The sequence below is a fragment of the Halospeciosus flavus genome (assembly GCF_029814175.1).
Lineage (GTDB): Archaea > Halobacteriota > Halobacteria > Halobacteriales > Halobacteriaceae > Halospeciosus > Halospeciosus flavus.
The window spans coordinates 795,976-813,108 of sequence record NZ_CP122312.1 but is presented as its reverse complement, the minus strand read 5'-3'; the positions used below and the strand labels follow the sequence as shown (position 1 = coordinate 813,108).

The following is a 17,133-nucleotide window of genomic DNA, read 5'->3' as shown; positions in this document are numbered from 1 at the left end:
GCCAATCTTTTTGCGCCGAGGCCTCACAGAGACACCATGAGCCAGCCCTCCGTCGCCGAGCAGCGTGCCCTCCTGACCCGCCCACCCGACGAGCGGGCCGACGTCGACCCCGAGACGGTCCAAGAGGCGCTCCAGACGGTCGTCGAACACGGCGACCGGACACAGAAGGTGCTCGAGGGCTGTTCGTTCCCCGACCTCGACTTCGCCTACGCCGACCTCACTGGTGCCAACGAGTACCCCCTCGTGTTCCGGAACTGTACGTTCGAGTCGTTCCGGGCCGACCACGCGGACGTCGAGTTCCCCGTCCATTTCGAGGCGTGTGCGTTCGGCGACGTCACCTTCGAGGACGCCCGCTTCGAGTACGACGCCGTCTTCGACGGGTCGACCGTCGAGGGCGACGTGTGTCTCGACGAGACGCGCTTCGACCGAGACGCCTCGTTCGTCGACGTCCGGTTCCAGGGAGCGACGAGTGCGACGGAGGTGACGTTCGGCGACGACACCCGATTCGTCGGCGCGTCGTTCGCCGGGAGCGTGGACTTCCGCGCCGCGCGCTTCAGCGGGACCTCGAACGACCTCGGCGACAACGCGGACTTCTCGGGCGTCACGTTCGAGGCGGACGTGACCTTCCGGCGCGCCACGTTCGGTGCGACGACGTTCGACGGCGCGACCTTCCGCGGCGTCGGCGGGTTCGAGGCGGCCGACTTCGAGGGGACGGCCGTCTTCGAGGACACCACGTTCCACGACGAGGCGGACTTCGACGAGGCGCGTTTCGGCGGCGACGCCGCCTTCTCGGGGACCACCTTCGAGCGGGCGGCCGTCTTCCGCGGCGCCGTCTTCGAGGGTGGTATGCGGAGTCTCCGCGACGACGCCGACTTCTCGAACGTCTCCTTCCGCGAGGCCACGTTCGACGACGCGGCGTTCCGGGACGCCGACTTCACCGGGGCGACCGTCGACGAGGTCGGCCGGTTCAACGCGACGCGCTTCTCGGGTGACGCGACGTTCGACGACGTGGTCTTCGCCACCGACGTCGATTTCGCCGAGTCGACGCTCGCGACTGCCACCTTCGACGGGACGCAGTTCGGCGGCGTCGTCGACTTCGAGGGGGCCGCGTTCACCGACGAGTTCCGGTTCGCCGCCGAACCGCTCGACGCGGACGTCTGCGTGAACTTCACCGACGCGAGTCTGAAGCACGGCGAGATCCACCAACCGACCGACGCCTGGGTGCGCTACGACCTGACGCGCGCGAGTCTCGGGGCGGTCGACCTCTCCTCGGCGGACCGCCAGGACGAACTGGAACTCCTCGACTACTTTCGCTTCCTGAACACGGAGTTCGACGAGTTCGACGGCTACGAGTTCGACTTCTCGGCGCACACGTACTACCTCGACCGCAATCGCTGGAACGTCCACGACTTCGACGAACCGGCCGGCGACTACGAGTTCGCGCTCCCGGCGACGCCCGCGAACGTCGAGACGACGTACCTGAAGGCGAAGAAGGCGGCGTCGAGCGGCGGTTACGTCAAGGCCGCCGGCGAGTTCCGCGTGAAACGCCAGCGCGCCGCCCGGCGCAAACACCTGGTCATCGCCCGCGACGCCGTCGTCGACTGGCCGACCCGCGTCGGGAGCGTGAGTCGGGCCGTCGAGAACGCCTTCCTCGACGTCTCCTGTGGCTACGGGATGCGCCTCGGTCGTATCCTCACCGTGTTCTTGCTCTTCCCGCTGTTCCCTGGCCTCCTCTACGCCTTTGGCGGCGACGCGTTCCGAACGAGCGCGGGCCAACTCCAGGGGCTCGGCGCGGTGCTCACGCCCGAGGGCGCACGCCTCCTCTACGAGAACGTCTACTTCAGCTACATCACGTTCCTCACTATCGGCTACGGGGGAATCGGGCCGGTAGGCGCGCTCGCTCGACTGACGGCCGCCGTAGAGGTGTACCTGAGCGTCGTGCTCGGCGGACTCGTGCTCTACGCGCTGGTCAAGCGTTCGGAGCTCTGAAGAGAAATCGAGGGTCGGCGGGTCGCTCTAGTACTCCTCGCGGTGGAGGACGTCGTCGACGTCGCGGCGGGGGAGTCGTTCGGGTTCCTCGCCGCCGCTCGGACCGACTGCGATGAGGACGACCGGAATCTTGTCGTCGGGCAGGCCGAGGAACTCGGAGACACCCTCGAAGTCGAACCCGCTCATGGGGGTCGCCGTCAGGCCGCGGGCGTGCGCGGAGAGGAGGAGGTTCTCGGCGGCGAGACTCGCGTTACGGATGGCGTAGTCGCGCCCGGCCCGTTCGCTCTCGTAGCCGGCAACCGTCTGTTCTTTGACCTGCTCTGCGGTCTCCTCGTCGAAGCGGCCGGCCTCGACCCACTCCTCGAAGACGCGGTCGGCCGTCTCGGGTTCGGTGTGGCCGACGACGAAGATGGCCGTCCCGGCCTCCCGAACGTGTTCCTGCCCGTAGGCGAGGTCGACGACCTCGTCGAGGTTCTCGTCGTCCTGGACGGCGACGAACTCCCACGGCTGGAGGTTGTACGAGGAGGGCGCGTACGTCGCGTCCTCGATCAGCGCTTCCAGCGTCTCGTCGTCGATGTCTTCGTCGGGGTCGAAGTTGTGACCCGAGCGACGGGTGCGGAGCGCCTCGATGGCCTCCGGGAACGTCTCGTCGTGTGCGACGCCGGACTCGTCGACGTCGACCTCTAGTTGCTGGCTCATACCCGTAACTACGGGGGTGGTACGTAAGCGATGCGCGGAAAATGTGGAACTCGCCGGTTGGAGCGTGGTACCGAACGGCGCGAATCGGCCGCGTCTACAGGCGCGTGAGGTTCTCGGCCCGTGGACCCTTCTCCGACTCCGTAATCTCGAATTCGACCTCCTGTCCCTCCTCGAGGTCGGGACCGCCAACGTCCTCCATGTGGAAGAACACGTCGTCGTCCGCAGCCTCAGTCTCGATGAAACCGTAGCCCTTCTCGTCGTTGAAGAAGGCAACCGTACCTTTTGCCATCGTACACGATTGTCTGTTCCACACTATAAATAAGTTCGTGTTGCGTGCCACCACACGCGGCGGCCCGTTCAGCCCGGGAAGCGCGGCGAGAGTACCGCGCCGTCGACGCGGCGGAACCGGTCGAGCGGGAGTCGGAAGTCGAGGTCGAAAGGGGCCTCTTCGCCACGGGCGAGGTGCTCGAACTCGGCGACGCGCTGGGAGAGGACCTCGCCCTGGTCGTCGAGGAGGTGGGCGACGAGTTCGGCGGCGGGGAGCGCGACCTCGCCGCTGTTCGTCGCCGTCCCGACGAGTCGCACGACGCCGACGTCGTCTTTCTCGACCGCGCCGTAGTCGTAGGACCAGTCGAGGTCGGGTTCGGGCCGGACCCCCTGACACCCGGCGGCGGCGCTCGCGGTGGTGGCGGCGAGCGTCGCCCCGGTCGCGCGGAGGAAGCCCCGGCGGTCCATCGGTTCGGAGAAACTTTCGAACCGTTACCGGTTAAAAATTGTGTCCACGTCGCGTCAGTCGTACTCGTAGTGGAGGACCGACGTCCCGCTCGCGTTGTACACCGTGACGGTGTCGCCGGCGTTGTTCCACACCGGGTCGCCGGCACCCCAGTAGACGTCCGTCTCGGTGTTCGTCCCGCTCCCGGTGTGGAGCGTCAACCGGGCGTCGGGCGCGAGGGTGGTCCCCGCGGGGAAGCGGTAGCGGTGGCCCGCCGCGTCCGCGACCGTCCACCCGCCGAGTTCGAGCGTCTCGTTGCCCGCGTTCCGGAAGACGACGTACTCGTCGTTCAGGTTCTCCGACTCGGACCCTGCGGCGTCCGCGTGGACCGTCTCGACGACGAGACCCGCCTCGTCGGGAACCGGCGTGGCGCACTGCCAGAGCCCGCGGGTGGCGTTCCGGGCGCGCTCCTGGGCCGCGAGGAACCGGTCGAGGAGGGCGAACTCGCTGCGGTAGACCCGGGCGTACCCCTGCTCGACGAGACGGAGGTTGTGGTTGGTGCCGTTCACGTAGACGTGCGCTAAGAGCCGACCGTAGGAACCGCGCACGTCGCCGCCGACGACGATGCGGACCTGCTCGCCCGCGAGTCGCGACTTCGTGTAGTCGCTCGCGGCACGGCCCCACTCGCGGAGACACTGTCGGCCCGCCTCCGTGTCGGGGACGCCGCGGAACTCGGTCGGGTCGTTCTTCGTCCACACCTCGGGTGTGTCGACACCGAGCAGTCGGACGGTATCGCGTGTCCCGTTCCGGTAGCGGATGTCGACCGTGTCGCCGTCGGCTACGTCGACGACGGTGACGACGGTCCCCTCACCCGCCGGGAGCGTCGTGGGGGCCGTCGACGTCGGCTGTCCGGTGGGCGTCGTCGACGTCTCCGGGGACGGTACCGGTCCCGCACAGCCGGCGACGACGAGGAGGAGCGCCAGCGCCACCGCGGGGACCGCGTGGAGCGTTCGAGTCACGGCCACCAGTTCACGGGGGTCTCGTTTAGGTCCGCCGGCCACCCACGCGGGCGAGGAGGACGGCGAGGACGGCGACGAAGGCACCGAGCACGGCCGGCACGCCGAAGCCGGGGACCGGGAGCGGCGTCTCCGTGGGGACGGCGCCGCCGCCTTCGACGGTGACCGTCACGGTCCGGTTGCCGACCCGCACCACGTGCTCGCCGGGGACCTCGAAGACGAGGGTCGTCCGGTGGGTCGCGGTCTCGTTGGCCGCGAGTTTCGTGGTCCACTCCGCTCGAACCTCGCCGTCGACGCGGACGGCGAACGTCCCGCTGGCCGGGCGGTCACCGGGGTTCGCGACGGTCGCGACGACCTCGACGGCGCCGCCGGGTTCGACGGTCGTCCGGTTGGCGGAGAGGCCCGTAACGTTGGCAGGGAGCGGCGACTTCACGGCGACGGCGTGGCGCTCGGCGCCGAACCAGAGGGTGTACTCGCCGGTCTGCGCGAACGTGTGGGTCAGCGTGACCGTCTTCCGTTCGCTCGGGGCGAGGGTCCCCCCCGTCTGCGCGACGACGCTCTCGTTACGACCGAGCGTCACCTCGTACTCGCCGGTCGTCCCGCCGGTGTTCTTGACGGGGACGGTGACCCGGAGCGTCTCGCCGACGACGAGCGTGGGAACGGTGTCGACGGTCGCGTTGCGGTAGTCGCCGGTGACGCGGTAGGTGGCGTCCCCGTACTCGATACGCGGGGGCGTCTCGCCGAACGCCTCGCGGTGTTCGGCGTACGACCACATCCGGGGCGCTTCGGGTTGCTGGGTGTAGCGGACGGCGAACTCGCGGACCTCGGGACCGGCGACGTCCCCGACGGCGGTGTAGAACTCGTCGGCGGTCACGCGGTCGGTGTCGCGGTTCAACTGCGCGAAGACGTCCATCGCGGTGTGGCGACTCCCGGTCGCCAGGCGGGTCCGCCGGTCGATCCCGCCGAAGACGAGTCCGCCCTTGTAGTAGGGCGTGCCCGCGTCCCACGTGCTCGGGTCGACGAGGACGTCACCGGCGTACGGCGAGTGCGACCCGCGTGCGAGCAGGTCGCGGAACGCGTCGAAGCCGATGCGGTCCTGTCGGAGCGTCAGGAACGCGGAGTAGTACTCGGCGATGGCCTCGGTGGTCCACTTCGTCTGCGTGGTCGTCCGGTAGGCCTGCCGGGTGTGGACGTACTCGTGGAACCAGACGTTCGAGGCGCTGGCGAGAGGGCTATCGGCGCTCACCCAGGCGTCGCTCCCGCCGTACTCCAGACCGGCCGGTCCCCACTGGACGGACGTCGGCGCAGCGACGAAGAAGACCGTCTCGTCGCGGGCGCCCACGCGGAGCATCGCCGAGGCGTTCACGAGCGCCCGGAGGACGGCGTCGGGCGACTCGCGCATCGACGCGGGCGTCGGGACGACGAGGCGGAAGTGCTGGCCGTTCCCGCTGGCCGTGTACTCGGTGTACTCGCCGAGGTAGGCCATCTCGCCGCCGGTCGCGCCCGACCCCGCGACGCTCGCTCGGCGGTCGAGGCGGACGGTGCCGCTCCCGCGCCACTCCCACTCCGTCCGGAACTGCGGGACGGGCACGATGGCCCACGACCCCGTGTCGACGAAGGAGAAACCCGACCGGGCCGCCGTCGTCCTCGCCGTCGCCGCCGTCGCCGTCGCCACCGTCCCTGCTGCCGCCGAATTGGCGGGCGTGTCACGCGCCCCGTCGATGGACCGGGACGTCTCCAGCGAGCGGTTGACCGGGACGCGGAAGACGAGTCGCGGCGACTCGGTCGTACCGTCCCACGCGTAGTGGCCGCTCTCGCGGGAGAAGCCGTCGGCCGACTGGAGTTCGGGGAGGTCGCTCGGGTAGACGCGGAGGGCCGTCATCGAATCGGGGAGTCGGTAGGTGACGACCGCGCGGACGTGACCGGAGTCGTCGGGCGTCAGGTGGAGGGTGACGTCCCGGACGATGTCCGACTGCGCGGTCGTGTCGACTGCCGCCGTCGCGGCGGTCGAACTCTGTTGGTGCTCGGCCGGTGCGGTCCCGGTCGCGGCGCTGGCGGAGGGGACGGACCCGTCCGGTGCGGCGACGCCCGCGACCGGCCCGACGGCCGAGACGAGGAGCAACGAGATGACGAACAGAGACGCGACAGAGCGCATACCTCCCCCTCCGGCCGCCGGCACCAAAGACGTCGGGGGAGCGGCGAGCACTGCGGTACCGGTGCTCGGCGTTTTCGAGATGTGGCGTCGATAGCTGAGTTATCGAGCGCGTTGTCGAGATATGGACGACGTTGCCGAGATATAGCGCCGATAACTGAGAAATGGGCGACGTTGTCGAGATATGGCGCCGATAACGGAGATATGGCCGTCGGCGAGATGCCGGCGGCGCGACGGTGTCAGTCGTCGGAGTTCGCCGAGACGACGGCCGCCGAGTCGTCGAACCGGCGGACGGCACCGTCGACGTTCGCGCTCGTCTCTTCGCCCGAGACGGCCGCGAGCAGCGCCTCGGCGTCCGCGAAGACGAACGCCCGGTCGGCGCTCCGGAGCAGGTCGGGGTTCGGGCCGAGGTCGACAGCGTCCTCGTGGACCGCGACGACGTCGGCGGCGTCCACGGCCTCGCGGGCACGAGCGAGTTCTGCCCTACCGGGGCGAGCGAATGGCGGCACTTCCAGGGTCTCGCAGTCGCGGCGGTCGGCCGCGAGCGCCTCGCGACTCCCCTCCGGGACCGGGCCGACCGACACCTCGTGGCCGGCGTCGACGAGCGACGCGAGTGCGGCGACGCCCTCGCCGCGGCCGCCGAGGAGGTGGACGCGCCGGGGGTCGGCGGCCGTCTCCGGGTCGGAGAGGGGCGTGACCGTCGGCGTCCCGGTGACGGGGTTCGGCGCGACGGCGTTGCGGGCGTCGAAGGCCTCGCTCACGGTCGACTCGGAGAGGACTGCCTCGGGCGGGCCGGCGGCGAGGACGTGCCCCTCGGAGAGGACGAGGAGTTCGTCGCAGTAGCGCGCCGCGAGGTCGAGGTCGTGGATGGCCGCGAGGGCGGTGCGGCCCTCGTCGACGAGGTCGCGGACGAGGTCGAGGGTGCGGATCTGGTGGTTCACGTCGAGACCTGCGGTGGGTTCGTCGAGGAGGAGCGTCCGGGCGTCCTGGGCGAGTGCGCGGGCGACGAGGACGCGTTTGCGCTCGCCGCCGCTGACCTCGGTGATGGGGCGGTCGGCGAGGTCCACGAGTTCGGTGCGTTCGAGGGCGTGCTCGACGGCCTCGGGTCCGTCCTCGTCCGCGCCGAAGCGCGGGCGGTGGGGGTGGCGGCCCATCGCGACCACGTCGCGGACGGTGAAGTCGAAGGAGATGGCGGTCTCCTGTGGCACAGTGGCGAGGCGACGGCTCAGTTCCCGCGACCCGAGAGAGTGGACGTCCGTCCCGCCGAGGTGGACCGACCCCGACGTGGGGTCGAGGATGCCTGCGATGGTGCGCAGGAGCGTGGTCTTCCCCGCGCCGTTCGGCCCGAGGAGTCCCACCAGGTTCCCCTCGCCGACGCTGGCGTCGACGCCACGGAGGACGTGGAGGTCGCCGAGCGAGACGTGGACGTCGTCGAGGTCGATGTGGGTCACAGTTCGTGCACCTCCCGTTTGCGCAGCAGGTAGAGGAAGAACGGCGCGCCGACGAACGCGGTGACGATTCCGACCGGGAGTTGGGCCGCGCCCGAACGGGCGATGGTGTCCGCGACCACGAGGAACGACGCACCCGCGAGCGCGCTCGTCGGCAGGAGAATCCGGTGGTCGGGACCGACGAGCAGGCGCATCACGTGCGGGACGACCAGTCCGACGAAGCCGATGACGCCCGCGACGGCGACAGCGGCGGCGGTCATCAGACTCGCCAGCGCCAGCAGGAGGACCTTCGTCCGTTCGACGGAGACGCCGAGCGAGTGGGCGTCCTCCTCGCCGAGCAGGAGGACGTTCAGGTCGCGGGCGTAGGCCGCGAGGAACAGGAAACAGAGCAGCGAGATGGCGCCCGAGACGGCAGCCTGCGACCAGTCGGCGGCGTGGAGGCTCCCCATCAGCCAGTAGATGGCCTCGCGGAGCGCCCGGCCGCTGTGGACGAGCATGAACGAGATGACCGCGCCGAGGAACGTCTGGACGGCCACGCCCGCGAGCAGGAGCGTCGCGACGGGCGTCCGGCCGTTCTTCGTCGCGATGAGGTAGACCGCGGCCGCGGCGACGAGCGCGCCACAGAACGCCGCGGTCTGGATACCGAGCGAGAGCGGCCCCGGAATCGCGAACGGGGCGACGATGACGGCGACGGCACCCACGGCCGCGCCCGAGGACACGCCGATAATCGAGGGGTCGGCCATCGGGTTGCGGAAGAACCCCTGCATGACCGTGCCGGCGGCCGCGAGGCCGAAGCCGACGACGGCGCCGAGCGTGATGCGCGGCAGTCGCAACTGCATGACGATGATCCGGGCGGTCCGGGGGACGTCGACCTCGACCCACGGGAGGGCGTTCCAGACGACCGCCGCGACCGTCCCGACGCCGAGTTGAACCGGGCCGATGGTCGCGCTGACGAGCACCACCGCCACGAGGAGCGCGCTCAACGCGAGGACCCACCCGCCGATTCGCACACCCGGTCTGAACACGTACGCAACTGTGTTTGCTTTAGCCAAATACTTATTGAATAACGTCGAACGGGGAGACGATGCGACAGCGACTACTCGCGGCGTTTCTCGTGGTCAGTCTCGCACTCGCGGCCCTGCCGGCGGGCGTGAGTGCGGGGGTGGCGACGGACGCGACCGCCACACAGACACAGGTGGAGTGTTCCTTCCCGTTCTCCGCGACGGACGCGACCGCCACACAGACACAGGTGGAGTGTTCCTTCCCGTTCTCCGCGACGGACGCGACGGGGACGGAAGTGACGGTGACCGACGAACCGCAGCGCGTGACGGTGCTCGCGCCGAGCGCGGCCCAGACGATGTGGGAGATCGGCGCGGAGGAGAAGGTCGTCGGCGCGCCGGTCAACCAGTACTCGACGTACCTGGAGGGTATCGAGAACAAGACGAACGTCGCGGCCGCGGGGTCACAGGAGTGGGTCGACAACGAGAAGGTCGTGAACACCTCGCCGGACCTCGTGCTCGCGCCGAACGTCATCTCGAACGACACGGTCGACAAACTGCGCGACGCCGGCCTGACCGTCTACAAGTTCGAGGAGGCCGAGAGCCTCGACGACATCTACGCGAAGACGCTGCTCACCGGCCAACTCGTCGGCGCCTGTGACGGTGCCGAGGAGACGGTCTCGTGGATGAAAGACCGCATCTCGACGGTGCGCGAGGCCGTCGAGGGGAAGGAGGCACCGAGCGTCTTCTTCAGCCTCGGTGCCGGGTGGACCGCCGGACAGAACACCTTCATCGACCACGCCATCGAGACCGCCGGTGGCGACAACATCGCCGACGACGTCAGCAACAAGCCGTACTTCAAGATCAGCGACGAGGTCGTCATCGAGCAGAACCCCCACTGGATCGTCGAGAACGGGAAGTTCGGCGACTACCCGAAGAACCAGGCCTTCAACTCCACCTACGCGGTCCAGAACGGCCAGGTCTTCACGGTGAACCGCAACTACATGAGCCAGGCCGGTCCGCGCGTCGTCTACCCCATCGTGACGATGGCCAAGCACTTCCACCCCGAGGCGTGGAAGCAGGCGAACGCGACGACCACGGCGACCGAGACGACTGAACAGCCCACGTCCGAGACGACGAACGGAACGTCGCCCGGATTCGGCGTCACCGCGGCGGTCGTCGGACTCCTCGGCGCAGTCTTCCTCGCGCGCCGGCAGTAGATCTCTCGCCACCGCTTCTTTTCGCGTCTCCGACAGCGTTTAACCGCGGGGTCGGTTATCTCGGGTATGGTCGAGAACGTCATCTGGCCCGCCTACTTCGACGCGGGCCTGAGCCGGAACGAGGGGCGCCGCGTCCCCCTCGATCTGGCAGTCGAGGACCCCACGGTCGACGAGATCGCGGAGGCCGTCCGACAGGTGGGCTACGACGCCGTCATCGAACGCGACGTCGCCTACCCGCGGGAGAACTGGGACGAGCGCGGTCGCGTCCTCGTCAAGGACGCCGGAGACGCCGGGAAGAGCGACCTCCTGCAGGCGGTCGGCGCCTACGTGGTCGCCTTCCGGGACTGACCCGTGCGAAAAGCAGGGTCGGTGGTCCGGACCGCCCAGGGACTCGCGATCCTCCGCGTCCCGGGCGAGGACCATCCCGACATCGGCGAGATGGTCGTCGACGAGCAACTGGACACGGTCGGCCGCATCGTCGACGTGTTCGGCCCCGTCGAGCGGCCGTACCTCGCGGTCACCCCCGAGGAGCACCGGCACCTGCCGATGCTCCTCGGCGACGAACTCTACGTCCGGTAGGGCGGACCCGTAACGTCGAAGGGTCCGCCACTCCCCTTTCGGGGCATGGACCAACGAAAGCGCCTCTTCGCGGCGGTGGGCGGCGCCGTCGCGCTCTTCCTCGCCGTGCAGGTCGGCGCCCTCGCGCTCGTCAGGCCCTTCGAGGCCGCGGGCTACCAGACCGTGAAGAACCCACAGGACCCGACGAACAGCCTCCTCTACGTCGGCGTCCTGCTGGTCATGACGGCCGCGATGCTCGCGGTCATCAAACTCGGCCGCGAGCGCGTCCTCCGCTACTTCATCGTCGGCACTGGCGGACTCATCTCGTGGTACGTTCTCTCCGTGCTCGTCCCGACACCCGCGGCGCTCGCGGGCGCCGGCGTGGTGGTCGTGGCGCTCCTCGTCCACCCCGAGTGGTACGTCATCGACACCGCGGGCGTGCTAATGGGGATGGGCGCCGCCGCGCTGTTCGGCATCAGTTTCGGCGTCCTCCCGGCCATCATCCTGCTCTCCGTACTCGCCGTCTACGACGCCATCAGCGTCTACCGGACCGAGCACATGCTCACGCTCGCGGAGGGCGTGATGGACCTGAAGGTCCCCGTGTTGTTCGTCGTGCCGACGACGCGCGGCTACTCCTTCCTCGAACAGGTCGAGGAACGCGAGGAGACGAAGGAGGCACTCGACGCGGCCCTCCCCGAGGACGTCGACCCCGAAGATATCGAGAGCGTCGAGGAGTTGGAAGAGTACGTCGACCTCGACGAACTCCCCGACGACGTCGAAGCGACCATCGAGGCTGCGGAGTCCACAGAGTCGTCAGAGGGTGGCGAGTCCGGTGATGACGAAGGGGTATCCGAAGAGCGCCCCGGCGCCCTCGACCGCGACGCCATCTTCATCGGTCTCGGCGACGCCGTCATGCCGACCATCATGGCCGCGAGCGCGGCGTTCTTCCTCGACGCCCCCACCGCGTTCGGCGTCGAGATTCCGGTCCTGCTCTCGGTCGTCGGCACGCAACTCGGGCTGTTGGCCCTCCTCCGGATGGTGCTGAGGGGCGAGCCACACGCCGGACTCCCGCTGCTCAACGGCGGCGCCATCGGTGGCTACCTCCTCGGCGCGCTGCTCTCGGGCTACTCGCTCGTGACGGCGCTCGGGCTAGGCGGCTACGTGTAGGGCGTTCGGGCGGCACTCTTCGTCTCTGCTCCCGCGGGCGTTCGCCGCCGCTCACCGAATCCGCGCTCGCGAGTCGTTCGTCACTACATCGGGACCGTCTGGACCCGTCTTCGCAGAAAAGTTCGCGGGTCAGCGGCCGATCAGCGACCGGTCAGCGCCTCGCTGGCGGGCGAGAAGTCGATGGGCTGGCCCCGTCCCTCCTCTTTCGCACGCTCGTAGAGCATGTAGGCGGCGGCCGCCGTCTCGATGCCCGTCCCGCCGCTATCGAAGAGGGTGATCTCGTCGTCGCTCTCGCGGCCCGGCGCCTCCCCGGCGACGACTTCGCCGAGTTCGGCGTGGATGTGGTCCTCGTCGACGACGCCCTCCTCCATCGCGTGGAGGAACGCGCCGGCGTCCTTCGTCGCACGGGCACGGAGGTCCGGGACGTACTTCGCGCGTCGGATAGTCGTCGCGTCGACCTCGCGCTTGCCGGGGTCGTATTGGCCCATCGCGGTGACGTGAGTGCCGGCTTCGAGGTGGTCGCCGTCGAAGACCGGTTCGGTCGCGTTCGTCGCCGTGATGACGATGTCGGCCTCTTCGATGGCGGCGTCGGAGGAGGCGACCGCCGCGACGGAGGCGTCGAGGTAGCCGTTCATCTCGCCGGCGAACTCCTCGCGGTGCTCCTTGGTGGGCGAGTAGACCCACACGGTGTCGAGGTCGCGGACCGCCGCGGTCGCACGGAGTTGCCCGCGGGCCTGTGCACCGGAGCCGATGACGGCCACATTCGAGGCGTCCACGCGGGCGAGCGCGTCGACGGCCACCGCACCCGCGGCGCCGGTCTTGAAGGGGTTCATGCTCGCGCCGTCGAGGAGTGCGAGCGGTTCGCCCGTGTCGGCGTCGAACAGCGGCGTCATGAACCAGGCGTCGCGCTCGCGGAAGCCGGCACTGTACATGTAACCGCCCATCGCGCCCGTGTCGGGCAGGACGGCGGCGTACGTGGTGAACATCCCCGGCGGGCTGTCGTTGACGAGTTTCGTCCGGGGTTCGGCGGGGGCGCCCTCACCGATCTGTCGGTATCCCTCGCGGACGGCCTCGACGTAGTCGTCGGGCTCCGCCAGGTCCGAAACGTCGTCGCTAGAGAGGAACAGGGCCTCGGTCATAGCGTCACGTTCGACGGGCGGGGAGAAAAGGGTTGAGGAGAGATGTAGACGAAGAGACGTTACTCGGCGGCGTCCGGGACGGGTGCCGAGTCAACGGAGTCGAAGGGACCGTGGACGAACATCGCGTGTCCGACGAGCAGGACGGCGAGCGCGCCGGCGACGCTGACCGCCGTCGTCAGTTCGAGACCGGCGACGCTGAGCGCGCCGGAGCCACCGAACAGTGCGAGCGGGATCAGGCCGAGGACGTGGTCGTAATAATCCGTCATAATCTATTACATACTATGTGGGATAGCCATATAATTCTTTTCCATAATGGGTGGATGAGATATCTATAACTTATAGAGATGTTACGTGGAGCTATACGTACGTTAGATAGCCCATACACATCAAATCCGACGAAGAAATTCGTGAACGACCGTGTAGATTACCGTGCGAGGACGGTCGTCGCGAGCGCCCGCCACCCGAGGAGGAGCGCCCCACCGAAGGCAGCCGCAACGAGGTAGAACGTGAGAGCGGCGTCGCCGTGGAAGAAGGGGAGTGCCCGGAGCGCCTGCGCGACGGCGTCGGCGGCGAGCCAGGCGACGAACGCGCGAGGGAGACCGACACGGAGCGACTCGCGGGCGCGCACCGAGTACGCCCCGAGGGCGCTCCCGGCGAACGCCCACCCGACGACGAAGGGGAGGGCGGTTTCGGCGACGTAGAGCGGTCGGGCGAGTGGGTCGATGCCGTGGCTGAGTTCGCCCACGAGGACGAACGCGAGGATGGCGAGCACGTCGCCGAGGACGAACAGGCGGGCGGTCCGGTCGTCGACGTCGAAGAGGTCCATACGGGAGTGGTGGACGGGCCGGGCCTATTGCTCCCGCGGTTCCGACCGGCGTTTCACGCCCGCGACGGTGTAGCCGAACCCCGTCTCGACGACCGTCGGTCGGAGTCCCGCGTCGGCGAGAAGCGACGCGAGGTCGTCGGGTGCGTAGAAGGTCGACCCCATCCCGAACAGGTGCTCGGCGGCGACGAGCGCCCGCCCGCGGAGCGTCGTGGGGTCGAAGTCGCGGACGACGAGCACGCCGCCGGGACGGAGGACTCGCGCGACGTCGGCGAGGGCGGCGGGGACGTCCGGGACGTGGTGGAGCGCGTCGACGAACACCGCCGCGTCGACCGACTCGTCCGCGACCGGGAGCCGTCGGGCGTCGCCCTGGACGGTCCGGAGACCCTTCTCGTGGGCCACCCGGAGCATCGGGCGGGAGAGGTCGACCACGACCGGTTCGAAGTCGCCGAGCACGCGGGCCGCGCGGCCGGTCCCGCCGCCGACGTCGAGCACTCGACGGACGGGGCGTTCGGCCCGGTCGAGACCCGCCGCGAGGACCCGTCGCTTCGCGGGCGGCATCACGCGGTCGTACAGCGGTGCGAACCGGTCGAAGAACGCCCGGTCGCCACTCGCGTCGCCGGTTCCGGGTTCGGTGCCGTGCACGTCCGTACCCGCGTCCGGAGGGCACAAGAAACCGGAGGCCGACTTCGGCCCATGGAGTTCCGCGTCCTCGGCGACGCCGACGAGGGGCCGACGCTCCGCCTCGACTGGGAACGCTTCAGCTACGCCGGGAAGTTCGTGATGTCCGCGACGGGGAAAGCCGTCGCCTGCGACGCGAACCCGTCCATCCCCGACGCCCGCGAGGGGGAGACGGAGGGCGTGTACGCCGCCGTCTCGTTCAACGTCGACCGCACTGACGACGCGACCGCGTGGCTTCGGTACGTCTCCGTCCGGGCGGACTACCGGGGCGAGGGTCTCGGCGCCCGCCTCTGTGCGTTCGCGGCCGACTTCCTCCTCGACGAACGAGGGTTCGAACGCGTCCGCATCGCCGTCAACAACCCCTACGCCTACCACGCGCTCCACAAGGGCGGTTTCGGCTTCACCGGCGAGGAGACGGGCATCGCCGAACTGGTACTGGAGCGACCGTGTGAGGAACGCGACGGCCGGTACGCCGAGGGACTCGAACGCTACCTCGACCGCGAGAGTCTGAGCGAGGCGGAGCGGGCGTTCGTCCGCGAGAAGCGCGAGGAGGGACCGCCGGAGCGGGTCGCCGGGCAACCCCCGTGACCCGAGAGCACTTCTGCCACTATCGTCACCCGTAAGTAGAGGCCTCCAGCACTCACAGGTATGGAGGGCCGCGCAGCGGCACCCGCCGCCGGAACCGTGCTCAACGCGCTCGCGACCGGCCGCGGGTCCGCGTTCGCCATCGACATGGAGGTCACCGCCAGCGTCACGCTCGACGACTCGGCGGGCGTGACCGGCGAGGTCGCGGAGGACCCCGACGCCGACACCGCGCTCATCGAGCGTTGCGTCGAACTCGTCGCCGAGGAGTTCGGCGACGGGCAGGGCGGGGCGGTCCGCACCGAGAGCGAGATTCCGATGGCCGCGGGCCTGAAGAGTTCGAGCGCCGCCGCGAACGCGACGGTGCTCGCGACGCTCGACGCGCTCGGCGTCGAGAACGAGGTGACCCGCGAGGAGGCCGCCAAACTCGGCGTCCGGGCCGCCCGCGAGACGGGCGTCACCGCGACGGGCGCGTTCGACGACGCCAGCGCGTCGATGCTCGGGGGCCTCACCGTCACCGACAACCGGAAGGACGCCCTGCTAGTCCGCGACGAGGTGAACTGGGACGTGCTCGTGTTCACTCCGGACGAGAAGGCCTACAGCGCCGACGCCGACGTCTCGCGCTGCGAGCAGGTCGCTCCGGTCGCGAGCCTCGTCGAAGAACTCGCCCTGGGCGGGCGGTACGCCGAGGCGATGAACGTCAACGGCCTCGCCTTCTGCGCGGCGCTCGATCACCCGACCGACCCCGCCGTCGAGGCGTTCCCGCTGGCAGAGGGCGCCTCGCTCTCCGGGACCGGCCCGAGTTACGTGGCAGTCGGCGAACGTACCAGACTGGAGGACCTACGAGACATATGGAACGAGAGAACCGGAACGACACACCTGACGACGACGCGAAGCGAGGGGGCGCGAACGCTGTGAGCGAGACCGCCATCGACACCGACCAGATGGACCTCGACGAACTCCGCGAGGAGATCGAGGAGATCGACCGCGACATCGTCGAACTCATCGCCCGGCGCACCTACGTCGCGGACGCCGTCGCCCGCGTCAAGGAAGACCGGGACATGGCGACCACCGACGAGGAACAGGAGGCGGCCGTCATGGAGCGCGCCGGCCGGAACGCCGAGCGCTTCGACGTCGACGCCAACCTCGTGAAGGCCATCTTCCGCCTGCTCATCGAACTGAACAAGATCGAACAGCGCAGCGAGCGCGGCGACTGAACCTCAGTACTCCCAGAGGCGGTCGACGCGCCCCGCCACCTCGGGGTGGGCCGCACGGAGCGCCGCGACGTCCGTCTCGCCCGCCACGTTCACGACGTGGATCTCGCCGCGTCGGCCGTCGTAGACGTCCTGGAAGTCGTAGACGACGCCGACGACGTCCACGTCCTCGGGGACGTCCTCGCTGTCGAGGAGCGAGTCGACCTGCCGGTCGACGTTGTACTCGACGAGACGGTTGACGGCGCTCTCGCGGTCGACGCCGTCGGGGAGTGCGGCGACGCCGGCGTCGAGGTAGTCGGCGAGCAGGTCGACGCAGTGTTCGATGCCCGGCGGTTCGTCGCCGGTACCGTCGGAACCAGTTGACCCGCCAGTCAGGTGGTCGTAGGTCGCCGTGACGGCGCCACACCCCGTGTGACCGACGACGACCACGAGTTCGGACCCCGCGTGCACGAGTGGATAGAGCACGTCGCCCGAGACGATGGTCCCTCCGCGTGTCCGCTGGACGACGCGGTTCCCGATGTTACTACACGTGAAGAGCCGTCCCGGTTCCTCGTTGCCCCACAGGTGGTCCTGGAGGACGCGGGAGTCCGCACAGCAGACGGTGACCACCTCCGGGTGCTGGGAGTCCTGTACCTCGCCGAACCGGGACTGAAAGCGCTCGACGTGTGTCTCGTTGCGTCGGAGGAGTTCGGCGAGCAGGCGACTCATGGGTCGTGGTAGGGACTCGCACGACAA

Annotated in this window: 20 protein-coding genes; 8 read left to right on the top strand and 12 right to left on the bottom strand. The window is 69.3% G+C overall.

Annotated elements, in window-relative coordinates; translation table 11 throughout:
- Positions 1-36 precede the first annotated feature (36 nt).
- Complete coding sequence (locus P0Y33_RS04115) at positions 37-1,989, top strand: pentapeptide repeat-containing protein (protein WP_279529285.1); 1,953 nt, start codon at positions 37-39, stop codon at positions 1,987-1,989.
- A 27-nt stretch (positions 1,990-2,016) separates the two neighbouring features.
- Here P0Y33_RS04115 and P0Y33_RS04110 read toward each other — a convergent pair whose 3' ends face one another.
- The 7 genes from P0Y33_RS04110 to btuC all read right to left on the bottom strand — a co-directional run bounded on the left by P0Y33_RS04110 (position 2,017) and on the right by btuC (position 9,041).
- A complete protein-coding gene (locus tag P0Y33_RS04110) occupies positions 2,017-2,688 on the bottom strand; it encodes a nitroreductase family protein (protein WP_279529284.1) in 672 nt (223 codons plus the stop codon).
- A gap of 94 nt (positions 2,689-2,782) precedes the next feature.
- Positions 2,783-2,977: a cold-shock protein gene (locus P0Y33_RS04105; RefSeq protein ID WP_279529283.1), complete on the bottom strand. Its 195-nt coding sequence runs from the start codon at positions 2,975-2,977 to the stop codon at positions 2,783-2,785.
- 68 nt (positions 2,978-3,045) lie between these two features.
- Positions 3,046-3,423, bottom strand: coding sequence for an FxLYD domain-containing protein (locus P0Y33_RS04100; protein ID WP_279529282.1), 378 nt, complete (start codon positions 3,421-3,423; stop codon positions 3,046-3,048).
- A 54-nt stretch (positions 3,424-3,477) separates the two neighbouring features.
- The gene (locus P0Y33_RS04095; RefSeq protein ID WP_279529281.1) at positions 3,478-4,419 is read right to left on the bottom strand and encodes a lamin tail domain-containing protein; all 942 of its coding nucleotides are present in this window, start codon (positions 4,417-4,419) and stop codon (positions 3,478-3,480) included.
- Positions 4,420-4,444: 25 nt separating this feature from the next.
- On the bottom strand, positions 4,445-6,571 hold the full coding sequence (locus tag P0Y33_RS04090) for a COG1361 family protein (RefSeq protein WP_279529280.1): 2,127 nt from the start codon (positions 6,569-6,571) through the stop codon (positions 4,445-4,447).
- Between the two features lie 236 nt (positions 6,572-6,807).
- Positions 6,808-8,019 (bottom strand): ATP-binding cassette domain-containing protein, encoded by a 1,212-nt coding sequence (locus tag P0Y33_RS04085; protein ID WP_279529279.1) that lies wholly within the window; start codon positions 8,017-8,019, stop codon positions 6,808-6,810.
- Positions 8,016-9,041 carry a vitamin B12 ABC transporter permease BtuC gene (gene btuC, locus P0Y33_RS04080; RefSeq protein WP_279529278.1) on the bottom strand — a complete coding sequence of 342 codons (1,026 nt, stop codon included), beginning with the start codon at positions 9,039-9,041 and terminating at the stop codon, positions 8,016-8,018. Before btuC ends, P0Y33_RS04085 begins: the two co-directional genes overlap by 4 nt.
- A 59-nt stretch (positions 9,042-9,100) precedes the next feature.
- Here btuC and P0Y33_RS04075 point away from each other — a divergent pair, with 59 nt between their 5' ends.
- The 4 genes from P0Y33_RS04075 to P0Y33_RS04060 all read left to right on the top strand — a co-directional run bounded on the left by P0Y33_RS04075 (position 9,101) and on the right by P0Y33_RS04060 (position 11,959).
- Positions 9,101-10,234, top strand: coding sequence for a PGF-CTERM-anchored ABC transporter substrate-binding protein (locus P0Y33_RS04075; RefSeq protein ID WP_279529277.1), 1,134 nt, complete (start codon positions 9,101-9,103; stop codon positions 10,232-10,234).
- Positions 10,235-10,300: 66 nt separating this feature from the next.
- On the top strand, positions 10,301-10,582 hold the full coding sequence (gene srp19, locus P0Y33_RS04070) for a signal recognition particle subunit SRP19 (RefSeq protein ID WP_279529276.1): 282 nt from the start codon (positions 10,301-10,303) through the stop codon (positions 10,580-10,582).
- Between the two features lie 3 nt (positions 10,583-10,585).
- Positions 10,586-10,813: an H/ACA ribonucleoprotein complex subunit GAR1 gene (locus tag P0Y33_RS04065; RefSeq protein WP_279529275.1), complete on the top strand. Its 228-nt coding sequence runs from the start codon at positions 10,586-10,588 to the stop codon at positions 10,811-10,813.
- Between the two features lie 45 nt (positions 10,814-10,858).
- On the top strand, positions 10,859-11,959 hold the full coding sequence (locus P0Y33_RS04060; protein ID WP_279529274.1) for a presenilin family intramembrane aspartyl protease PSH: 1,101 nt from the start codon (positions 10,859-10,861) through the stop codon (positions 11,957-11,959).
- A gap of 140 nt (positions 11,960-12,099) precedes the next feature.
- Here the strand turns inward: P0Y33_RS04060 and P0Y33_RS04055 are convergent, their stop codons facing one another.
- From P0Y33_RS04055 to P0Y33_RS04040, 4 genes are all read right to left on the bottom strand, one after another.
- Positions 12,100-13,098: an ornithine cyclodeaminase family protein gene (locus tag P0Y33_RS04055; RefSeq protein WP_279529273.1), complete on the bottom strand. Its 999-nt coding sequence runs from the start codon at positions 13,096-13,098 to the stop codon at positions 12,100-12,102.
- 59 nt (positions 13,099-13,157) lie between these two features.
- Positions 13,158-13,364, bottom strand: a complete 207-nt coding sequence (locus P0Y33_RS04050; protein ID WP_279529272.1) for a hypothetical protein — start codon at positions 13,362-13,364, stop codon at positions 13,158-13,160.
- 158 nt (positions 13,365-13,522) lie between these two features.
- On the bottom strand, positions 13,523-13,924 hold the full coding sequence (locus P0Y33_RS04045; protein WP_279529271.1) for a DUF3054 domain-containing protein: 402 nt from the start codon (positions 13,922-13,924) through the stop codon (positions 13,523-13,525).
- Positions 13,925-13,948: 24 nt separating this feature from the next.
- Positions 13,949-14,482, bottom strand: a complete 534-nt coding sequence (locus P0Y33_RS04040) for a class I SAM-dependent methyltransferase (protein WP_279530087.1) — start codon at positions 14,480-14,482, stop codon at positions 13,949-13,951.
- Between the two features lie 135 nt (positions 14,483-14,617).
- Between P0Y33_RS04040 and P0Y33_RS04035 the strand changes: the two genes are divergently transcribed.
- Genes P0Y33_RS04035 through P0Y33_RS04025 form a run of 3 tightly spaced genes read left to right on the top strand, consistent with a single transcriptional unit; the run spans position 14,618 to position 16,401 of the window.
- Entirely contained in the window at positions 14,618-15,190 is a 573-nt protein-coding gene (locus P0Y33_RS04035; protein WP_279529270.1) for a GNAT family N-acetyltransferase, read from the top strand.
- Between the two features lie 60 nt (positions 15,191-15,250).
- The gene (locus tag P0Y33_RS04030; protein ID WP_279529269.1) at positions 15,251-16,102 is read left to right on the top strand and encodes a shikimate kinase; all 852 of its coding nucleotides are present in this window, start codon (positions 15,251-15,253) and stop codon (positions 16,100-16,102) included.
- A gap of 26 nt (positions 16,103-16,128) precedes the next feature.
- Positions 16,129-16,401: a chorismate mutase gene (locus tag P0Y33_RS04025; protein ID WP_328518047.1), complete on the top strand. Its 273-nt coding sequence runs from the start codon at positions 16,129-16,131 to the stop codon at positions 16,399-16,401.
- Between the two features lie 3 nt (positions 16,402-16,404).
- Here the strand turns inward: P0Y33_RS04025 and P0Y33_RS04020 are convergent, their stop codons facing one another.
- On the bottom strand, positions 16,405-17,106 hold the full coding sequence (locus P0Y33_RS04020; protein WP_279529267.1) for a carbonic anhydrase: 702 nt from the start codon (positions 17,104-17,106) through the stop codon (positions 16,405-16,407).
- Positions 17,107-17,133: the final 27 nt, after the last annotated feature.